Raw genomic sequence first — 10,388 nt, forward strand, 5'->3', positions numbered from 1 at the left:
TTGAGAAAGCAGTTTTTGGGGTGAGTTATCCTATTTTTTCAGAATAGAGAAAAAATTCTTCATTTTTACATTTTTCCTATTGCTTTCTTTTTAATTATTTGCTATATTAAAAGTACAATTATTTTTTATTTATGGCGGTTAAGCAGTGCACTTTCGGAGGAAGGAGTATTTTTTAAAAAAGAAATGTAAACGCTTACCGGAAAATGAAAGGATTTAGGAGTTAATGGATAAACGATTTTTTGAAAAACGCTGTAAGTTCAGCATTCGCAAGTTTACGATTGGTGTAGCTTCTGTTATGGTGGGAGCCACGTTCTTTGCAACTGCCCCAGTTTTAGCAGATCAAGCAAGTGTTGGTTCAGCAACTAATTTACCTAGCGAACTGGCTGATTTGGAAAAGAGGGCTAGCACTGAGGGTCGAGAATTTGACAAGGAAGCTGCAGCTCAGAACCCTGGTTCTGTTGAGGAAGCAGAGGGGCCACAAACAGAAGAGGAGTTATTAGCTCTAGAAAAAGAAAAGACAGCTCCTTTAGCTCCCCTTCCAAAAGAGGTGGAAGAGAAGTTGGCGACAGCCGAGGACAATGGGCGTGAAGTCGACAAGGAGGAATTGTCTAAAGAAACGCATAACCTTGTTCCAGAAGATGTAGCTAAAACGACTAACGGGGAATTAAACTACGGCGCGACTGTTAAAATCAAGACGCCATCTGGAACAGGTAGCGGTATTGTTATCGCGAATGATTTGGTTTTGACCGTTTCGCACAACTTTATCCAAGATAAACAAGAGGGGAATGTTCGCAAAGTTGTAGACAAAGACCAGGGAGAGGGGGATATTTATAGCCTTTCATATCCAGAATTACCAGATGTCAAGTTTAGCAAAGCCGATATTCATCACTGGGATCGGGCTGGTTACCTAAAAGGATACAAGAATGACTTGGCACTGATTCGCTTGCGCACAGCTCTGGAAAATACTCCTGTAGAAGTGACGGAAAAACCAGCAGTTAAAAAAGTAGGTGACAAATTGACCGTCTTTGCTTATCCAGAAGGGAAATTAGCACCGATTGTCAATGCGGCTGTTGATTCTGTCGAATCCTATGGAGAAGGTGTTCAAGGAGTTGGTTACCAAGGAGGAAAACCAGGTGCTAGTGGCGGTGGAATTTTTGATACTGATGGTAAACTGATCGGAGTCCATCAAAACGGTGTCGTTGGAAAACGTAGCGGGGGCATTCTCTTTTCACCTGCCCAGTTAAAATGGATCCAAGATCATATAAAGGGAATTGAAAGTGTAAAACCAGCTGATTTGGAAGAAGCAGAAAAGCCAGCTGAAGAAAAAACACAAGAAACCCCAGCAACACCTGCTAAACCTGAAACACCGAAGGCGGTGACGCCTGAATGGCAGACAGTAGCTAAGAGTGAACAGCAAGGTACAGTTGCTATCCATGAAGATAAAGGTGTTCGCTACAATCAGTTGTCCTCAACGGCTCAAAATGACAATGCTGACAAGCCTGCCCTGTTTGAAAAACAGGGAATGGCAGTGGATACCAATGGAAATGCGACTGTTGACCTCACTTTCAGAGAAGATTCTGAAACAGGCAAATCTCGCTTTGGTGTCTTTTTGAAATTCAAAGATACCAAGAATAATGTTTTTGTTGGATACGATAGAGATGGATGGTTCTGGGAATACAAATCTCCAAACAATAATATCTGGTATACAGGTAAGCGTGTAGCGGCTCCAACAACAGGCTCTGTGAACCACCTCTCTATTACCCTCAAGTCCGACGGTCAGCTCAATGCAAGCAATAATGATACGGTTCTTTTTAATACATTGACCTTGCCTGCTGCTGTCAATGAGAATTTGAAAAATGAGAAGAAAATTCTTCTCAAAGCAGGCTCTTACGGCAATGATCGGACTGTTGTTAGCGTTAAAACGGATAACCAGGAAGGTGTGAAAACAGAGAATACTCCTACTGAGAAGGAAACAGGAGCTGAGATTGATGACCGTACAGTGACTTATGACACGATTCAGTCGACTGTCCTCAAAGCAGTGATTGACCAAGCCTTTCCACGTGTGAAAGAATACACCTTGAACGGTCATACTCTGCCTGGACAAGTGCAGCAACTCAATAAAGTCTTGATTAACAATCATGAAATCACTCCTGAGGTGACTTATACGAAAGTGAACGCCACCACAGCAGAGTATTTGATGAAATTGCGTGATGAAAAGAACCTGATCAATGCGGATCTGACAGTGCGTCTCCAAGTTGTGGAGAATCAACTCCACTTTGATGTGACGAAAATTGTCAACCACAATCAAGTGACGGCAGGACAAAGAATTGACGACGAAAGAAAACTGCTTTCTTCTATCAACTTCCTAGGAAACTCACTGGTATCTGTTTCAAGTGATCAGGCTGGAGCTAAGTTTGATGGAGCAACCATGTCAAACAATACTCACGTTAGCGGAGATGTTCATTTGGCTGTAACCAATCCAATGCAAAATTTAGCGAAGGGCTATATGTATGGATTTGTTTCCACAGATAAGTTGGCCGCAGGTGTATGGAGCAACTCACAAAATAGCTATGGTGGTGGTTCAAGCGACTGGACACGTTTGACAGCCTTCAAACAAACAGTCGGAACGACAAACTATGTCGGTATCCAAAGTTCTGAGTGGCAATGGGAAAAAGCATATAAAGGCATTGTTTATCCAGAATACACGAAAGAACTTCCAAGTGCTAAGGTTGTCATCACAGAAGATGCCAATGCGGATAAGCAGGTTGACTGGCAGGATGGAGCAATTGCTTATCGTAGCATTATGAACAATCCTCAAGGTTGGGAAAAAGTTAAGGATATCACGGCTTACCGTATCGCGATGAACTTTGGTTCACAAGCACAAAACCCATTCCTCATGACTCTAGATGGTATCAAGAAGATAAACCTCCATACAGATGGTCTTGGACAGGGTGTTCTCCTTAAAGGATATGGTAGTGAGGGACATGACTCTGGTCACTTGAACTATGCTGATATTGGACAACGTATTGGCGGTGTTGAAGACTTCAAGACCTTGATTGAAAAAGCGAAGAAATATGGAGCTCATCTAGGTATCCACGTGAACGCATCTGAGACCTATCCTGAGTCTAAATACTTTAACGAAAATATTCTTCGTAAGAATCCAGATGGAAGCTACAGCTACGGATGGAACTGGCTAGACCAAGGTATCAACATTGATGCTGCTTATGACTTGGCGCATGGACGCTTAGCTCGCTGGGAAGACTTGAAGAAAAAACTTGGTGATGGTCTCGACTTTATCTATGTGGACGTATGGGGCAATGGTCAATCAGGTGATAACGGTGCCTGGGCTACCCACGTTCTTGCTAAAGAAATCAACAAACAAGGCTGGCGCTTTGCGATTGAGTGGGGCCATGGTGGTGAGTATGACTCTACCTTCCATCATTGGGCAGCTGACTTGACCTATGGTGGCTACACTAACAAAGGTATCAACAGTGCCATCACGCGCTTTATCCGTAACCACCAAAAAGATGCTTGGGTAGGTGACTACAGAAGTTACGGTGGTGCTGCAGACTACCCACTTCTAGGTGGTTACAGCATGAAGGACTTTGAAGGCTGGCAAGGAAGAAGCGACTACAATGGCTACGTGACTAACCTCTTTGCCCATGACGTCATGACTAAGTACTTCCAACACTTCACTGTAAGTAAATGGGAAAATGGTACACCAGTTACCATGACCGACAACGGTAGCACCTATAAATGGACTCCAGAAATGAAGGTTGAGCTAGTCGATGCAGCAGGTAACAAGGTTGTTGTGACTCGTAAGTCAAACGATGTCAATAGCCCACAATACCGTAAACGAACAGTAACGCTCAACGGACGTGTCATCCAAGATGGTTCAGCTTACTTGACTCCTTGGAACTGGGATGCGAATGGTAAGAAACTTCCTACTGATAAGGAAAAAATGTACTACTTCAATACGCAGGCCGGTGCAACAACTTGGACCCTTCCGAGTGATTGGGCAAATAGCAAGGTTTACCTTTACAAGCTAACGGACCAAGGTAAGACAGAAGAGAAAGAACTCACTGTAACAGATGGCAAGATTACCCTAGACCTTCTAGCTAATCAACCATACGTTCTTTACCGTTCAAAACAAACCAATCCTGAAATGTCATGGAGCGAAGGCATGCACATCTATGACCAAGGATTTAATAGCGGTACCTTGAAACACTGGACCATTTCAGGCGATGCTTCTAAGGCAGAAATTGTCAAGTCTCAAGGTGCAAACGATATGCTTCGTATTCAAGGAAACAAAGAAAAAGTTAGTCTCACTCAGAAATTAACTGGTTTGAAACCAAATACCAAGTATGCCGTTTATGTGGGTGTTGATAACCGTAGTAATGCCAAGGCGAGCATCACTGTAAACACTGGTGAAAAAGAAGTGACTACTTATACCAATAAGTCACTTGCTCTCAACTATGTTAAGGCCTACGCCCACAATACACGACGTGACAATGCAACCGTTAATGATACAAGTTATTTCCAAAACATGTATGCCTTCTTTACAACGGGTTCAGATGTATCAAATGTTACGCTCACCTTGAGTCGTGAAGCTGGTGAAGAGGCAACCTACTTTGATGAAATTCGCACCTTTGAAAACAATTCCAGCATGTATGGAGACCAGCACGATACTGGTAAAGGAATCTTCAAACAAGACTTTGAAAATGTTCCGCAAGGTATTTTCCCATTTGTAGTAGGTGGTATCGAAGGAGTAGAAGACAACCGTACCCACTTGTCTGAAAAACATGACTCCTATACACAACGTGGCTGGAATGGTAAAAAAGTTGACGATGTGATCGAAGGAACGTGGTCTTTGAAGACAAATGGATTGGTTAGCCGTCGTAACTTGGTTTACCAAACCATCCCACAAAACTTCCGCTTTGAATCTGGTAAGACCTATCGGGTGACCTTCAAGTACGAGTCTGGTTCAAATAGCACTTACGCCTTTGTAGTAGGCAAGGGAGAATTTCAGGCTGGACGTAATGGAGCGCAAGCAAGCAACCTAGAAGAAATGCATGAATTGCCAAATACTTGGACTGATTCTAAGAAAGCCAAGAAGGCAACCTTCCTCGTGACAGGTGCAGAAACAGGTGATACTTGGATTGGTATCTACTCAACTAGCAATGCAAGCAATACTCATGGAGATGCTGGAGGCAATGCTAACTTCCGAGGCTACAATGACTTCATCATGGATCAGCTTCAAATTGAAGAAGTTACTTTAACTGGTAAGATGTTGACAGACAATGCTGTCAAGAACTACTTACCAATCGTTGCTATGACCAACTACACCAAAGAGTCCCTGGATGCGTTGAAGGAAGCTGTCTTTGAACTCAGTCAAGCAGATGATGATATCAGTGTGGAAGATGCGCGTGCAGAAATTGCCAAAATTGAAGCATTGAAGGAAGCCTTGGTACAGAAGAAAGTCTCCTTAGTTGCGACTGACTTTGAGAGTTTGGAGGCACCTGCTCAGGCAAATGAAGGTTTGGCAAATGCCTTTGATGGCAATCTGTCCAGTCTATGGCATACATCTTGGAATGGCGGAGATGTTGGTAAACCTGCAACGATGGTCTTGAAAGAACCAATTGGAATTACAGGATTCCGCTATGTACCACGAGCTTCTGGTTCAAATGGTAACTTGAGAAATGTGACGCTTGTGGTGACAGACGAAACCGATACAGAACACCGCTTCACTGCGACTGACTGGCCTGACAATAACAAGCCGAAAGAAATTAACTTTGGCAAGACAATCAAGGCTAAGAAGATTGTTCTGACTGGTACCAAGACTTATGGAGACGGTGGGGACAAATACCAAGCTGCGGCTGAACTCATCTTTATGCGCCCACAGGTAGCGGAAGCACCTCTTGATTTGTCCGGTTACGAAGCAGCTTTAGCGAAAGCTCAAAAATTGACAGACAAAGCAAATCAAGATGAGGTAGCAAGTGTAGTTGCCAACATGAAATTTGCTAGTGAAAACCATCTTTTAACAACTGCGATGGTCGAATACTTTGCAGGCTATCTCAATCAACTGCAAGACGCTACTCCAAAACCAGATGTCCCTTCTACACCAGAAACACCAAAAGTAGAGCAAGCAGGTGATGGAACAGTTGAATTAGCGGCTCAATTTACAGCTAACAAGCCAGCTAGCGAAGCTAGCATTGCAGCTGCTAGTCAGAGCACAGACTATCTCAAGAAAGAGTACAAGGTCTTTCCAACTCCACAAAAAGTGACTTACGGTGAAGGCGTTACAGCCCTTCGTAACCAAGTCAATCTGGTGATGGGCGAGCAATTAGATATCTATACTCGTAATCGCTTGAAGAGTGTCTTGCAGGACAATCAAGTTTCCTATACAACTGGCAAAACAGCAGTCGTTGGAGCTACTAATATCTACCTAGGAGTCCACAATCAAGGCTCACAAGCTGAACAACACCTATCAACCGTTTCAGCAGGTCTCTTTAATAAGATTGATGCTTATGTTTTGTCTATCAAAGATAATGCGATCTCCATCGTCGGAAAAGATACGGACGCTGTTTTCTATGGCTTGACAACCTTGAAACACATGCTCAAGGAGAGTCCAGTACCTGTTCTTCGTAATGTCACAGTTGAAGATTATGCTGAAATCAAGAACCGTGGTTTCATTGAAGGCTACTATGGAAATCCATGGTCTAATGCAGATCGTGCAGAATTAATGCGCTACGGTGGCGATTTGAAATTGACTCAGTACTTCTTTGCACCAAAAGATGACCCATACCACAATAAGAAATGGCGTGAACTTTATCCAGAAGAAAAACTAGCTGAAATTCGTGAACTGGCTCGTGTCGGAAATCAAAACAAGACACGTTATGTGTGGACAATCCACCCATTCATGAATAACCGTATCCGCTTTGGAAATGAAGCTCACTACCAAGAAGACCTTGCAACGATTAAAGCAAAATTCACCCAGTTGATGAAAGCGGGAGTACGTGAATTTGGTATTCTAGCAGATGATGCACCAAGCCCAGTTGGAGGCTACAATAGCTACAACCGCTTGATGCAGGATGTGACTAATTGGTTGACGGAAATGCAAGGAACTTACAGTGGTCTTCGCAAGGAGATGATCTTTGTACCAGCTCAGTATTGGGGAAATGGTCGTGAAGCAGAATTGCAGTCTCTAAACGAACATCTGCCAAACTCAACCACTATGACCTTAACTGGTGGTAAGATTTGGGGTGAAGTTTCTGAGAACTTCCTATCTAATCTCAAAAACAATCTGACTGCTGGTGGCAAGACTTATCGTCCAGTTTCTCTATGGATTAATTGGCCATGTACAGACAACTCCAAACAGCACTTGATTCTAGGTGGTGGTGAAAAATTCCTCCATCCAAACGTTGATCCAAGCCTGTTATCTGGTATTATGTTAAACCCAATGCAGCAGTCTGAACCATCTAAGGTTGCACTCTTTGCGGCAGCTCAGTATACATGGAAACAGTGGAAATCTGAGGAAGAAGCTAAGAAAATCAATGATATAGCCTTCAATTTTGTTGAAAACGGTCATTTTGAAGACAGCAAAACATCGGCAGCCTTCCGCGAACTTGGTAAGCACATGATCAACCAAAATATGGATGGTCGGGTTGTGAAGTTAGAAGAATCGGTAGAATTGGCTCCGAAATTGACAGACTTTATGACCAAACTAAAAGCAGGTCAGGATGTGACCGCAGAACGTGTTGCCTTGCGTGCAGAGTTTACCAAGATTAAAGAAGCAGCCGAGCTCTATAAAGCTTCAGGTGATCAAAAGATGGTGGCACAAATCCATTATTGGTTGGATAACACGATTGACCAAATGAATGCCCTAGATGCTCTTCTTACAGCTACAAAATTTATAGCAACAAACAATGCAGCTAAACTGTGGGATCATTACTACAAGGGATTGAAACTGTATGAACAGTCTCAAAGTTACACCTTCCACTATGTGGACCACTTGGAAAAAGCGGAATTAGGTGTCCAACATATTCGACCATTTATTCTTGGTTTGAAAGAGGTTTTAGCTTCTGAAATTCAAAAAGTATTGCATCCAGATCAAGTGATTAGCACCTTTATGACCAATAGAGAAGGTGTAGAAGGTGGTCTGGCAGAAGTGACCGATGGGGATTTAGCAACTCATGCCATCATCAAATCACCAAATAGTATCAAGAAGGGTGATTACATCGGTATGAAATTTAATAAACCGGTGGCAATCCAAAGTTTGGTATTTGCGATGGGAACACAGTCAAATCCACGTGATACCTTTAGTAAGGCAGAAGTGCAGTATCAAGATGAAAATGATAACTGGGTAACTTTGAAAGAGCCAAGCTATGTCGGAAATGAATCCCTTCTTAAGTTTGAGAATCTCAATATCAAGGCTAAGGCAGTTCGTATGATTGCGACAGCAGATCGTGAAAATACCTGGTTTGCAGTTCAGGAAATTGCAGTTAACCGTCCAGTTGAAAAAGCTCGTAGCCAACAAGCAACGACAGTTAGTCTAAGTTCAAACTTAGTTTACAAACTAAATACCTCAGCTCGTCAAATCACTGATGGCAAGGACAATACAGAAGCCATGATGGCAAATGCTGACGGTAGCAATACGACACCAGTGGATGCTTGGGTACAGCTTGACTTAGGTAAAGTTGAGCCTGTTACGAAAGTACGTCTTCGCCAAGGATCAGGTGACAAACTTGCGGCGGGTGTTCTTGAATATTCTACAGATGCTACCACTTGGCAAGAATTGGATCGTTTATCAGGTGAGCAAACCAAGGAAGTGACAAGAACTATCCACGCTCGTTACATCCGGGTACGCAATACCAAAGCTATTGATCTCTGGTGGCGTATCGCAGATTTCTCTGCTGAGACACGTACTGGAAATAGCGAGATGACCGATACCAATGTTGAAGGCTTAAAAGAAACGCCAGTGCTTGATAGTCTGGGACGTTATGAACTTCAGATTCCAGCTGGAACAAAACTTCCTGCCAATAGCTATTTAGGCATGAAACTAGACCGTATCCATCAGGTAGACCGCATCCAGTTGCAAGGCCAAGTCAATCCGGCTCTCAGCTTGGAATATTCTGCAAATGCCCAAGAATGGACTCTAGCTAGTCAATTGACTGACAGATCTGTGGTAAGTCACTTGGTTCGTTACGTTCGTTTGGTGAACAAAACTGACCAAGAGCAAGCTGTTGCTGCAACTTCTCTTCTTGTCACTACCAGAGAAGTACAACCGACAAAACTAGAATCCACTACAATGGGTATTCACCCAACATATGGAACCAATGATGCTCGTAAGATCAACAATCTGGATCAGTTGTTTGACGGGGTCTATAATAACTTTGTCGAGTTCTCAGACTATGCCCGCAAAGATGGTCATGTGACTCTGAAACTTGGTAGCGAACGTAGCATCAAAAAAATCAGAGCCTATATCCAAGATGGCACGCAGAACTATCTTCGTGATGGCAAGATCCAAGTCAGTCGAGATGGTCAAACTTGGACAGATGTGGTAACGGTTGGTGATGGTGCAGTTAATAGCGAGCACGATGATTCCTTGACAGATGGTTGGACACATGATTCTAAGATGCCAGGAAATCGCTACATCGAAGGTGAATTAACAACTCCAGTCAAGGCTAACTATCTCCGTATCCTCTACACTGCAGACTATACTGCACGTTTTGTCGGCTTCACAGAATTGGTAATCAATGATGGTGAATTTGTCAAGCCAATCAATGATCCAACTGTAGAAGGAAACGGTGGAGAAAGCCGAGGTAACCTTTATACCAATCTGGTAGATGGTAAAGTTTTGACTAGCTACAAATCAGCAGAAGATAAAGGTGAGCTTGTCTATCACTTGTCTGAACCTACCAATGCGAACCATCTTCGTCTCGTTTCAAGCCTTCCTGAAGCTGTTGCTGCGCGTGTTCTAGCGAGAACCATCAAAGATGGTAAAGATAGTTGGACAGAACTCGGTGCCATTACTTCAAGTCTTCAAACCTTCGTTATCCGAAACGGTGGTTCTCTCCTAGATGTGAAACTCATCTGGGAAGGTGGAAAAGCAGAGTTCTATGAAATGTCAAGTTTCTATCAAGAGTTGACAGATGGACCAGTTCAAACAAGTAAGGGCGACGAGCAAGCACCAACAGTTGAAGCCTTGCCGGAACTGGTGGTCGAGACTGAAACCAAAGCCTTCGATCGCCAAGAACGTGAAAATGCAGAGCTTCTCAAAGGTGAGCGTCGTGTAGTTCAAGCAGGAGTTGCCGGTCAAGTCCGCCACTTTATCGAGGTGGATAGCCAAGGCAACCGCACTCTAAAATGGACAGAAGTTCTTCAAGAAG

At 43.3% G+C, this 10,388-nt stretch carries 1 protein-coding gene; it reads left to right on the top strand.

All coding sequences use genetic code 11. The features are described from left to right. Positions 1-223: 223 nt before the first annotated feature. The coding region (locus SORDD24_RS11640; protein WP_231082679.1) for a SpGH101 family endo-alpha-N-acetylgalactosaminidase at positions 224-10,388 on the top strand (10,165 nt) is incomplete at its 3' end.

Source organism: Streptococcus oralis (assembly GCF_001579175.1).
Lineage (GTDB): Bacteria > Bacillota > Bacilli > Lactobacillales > Streptococcaceae > Streptococcus > Streptococcus oralis_O.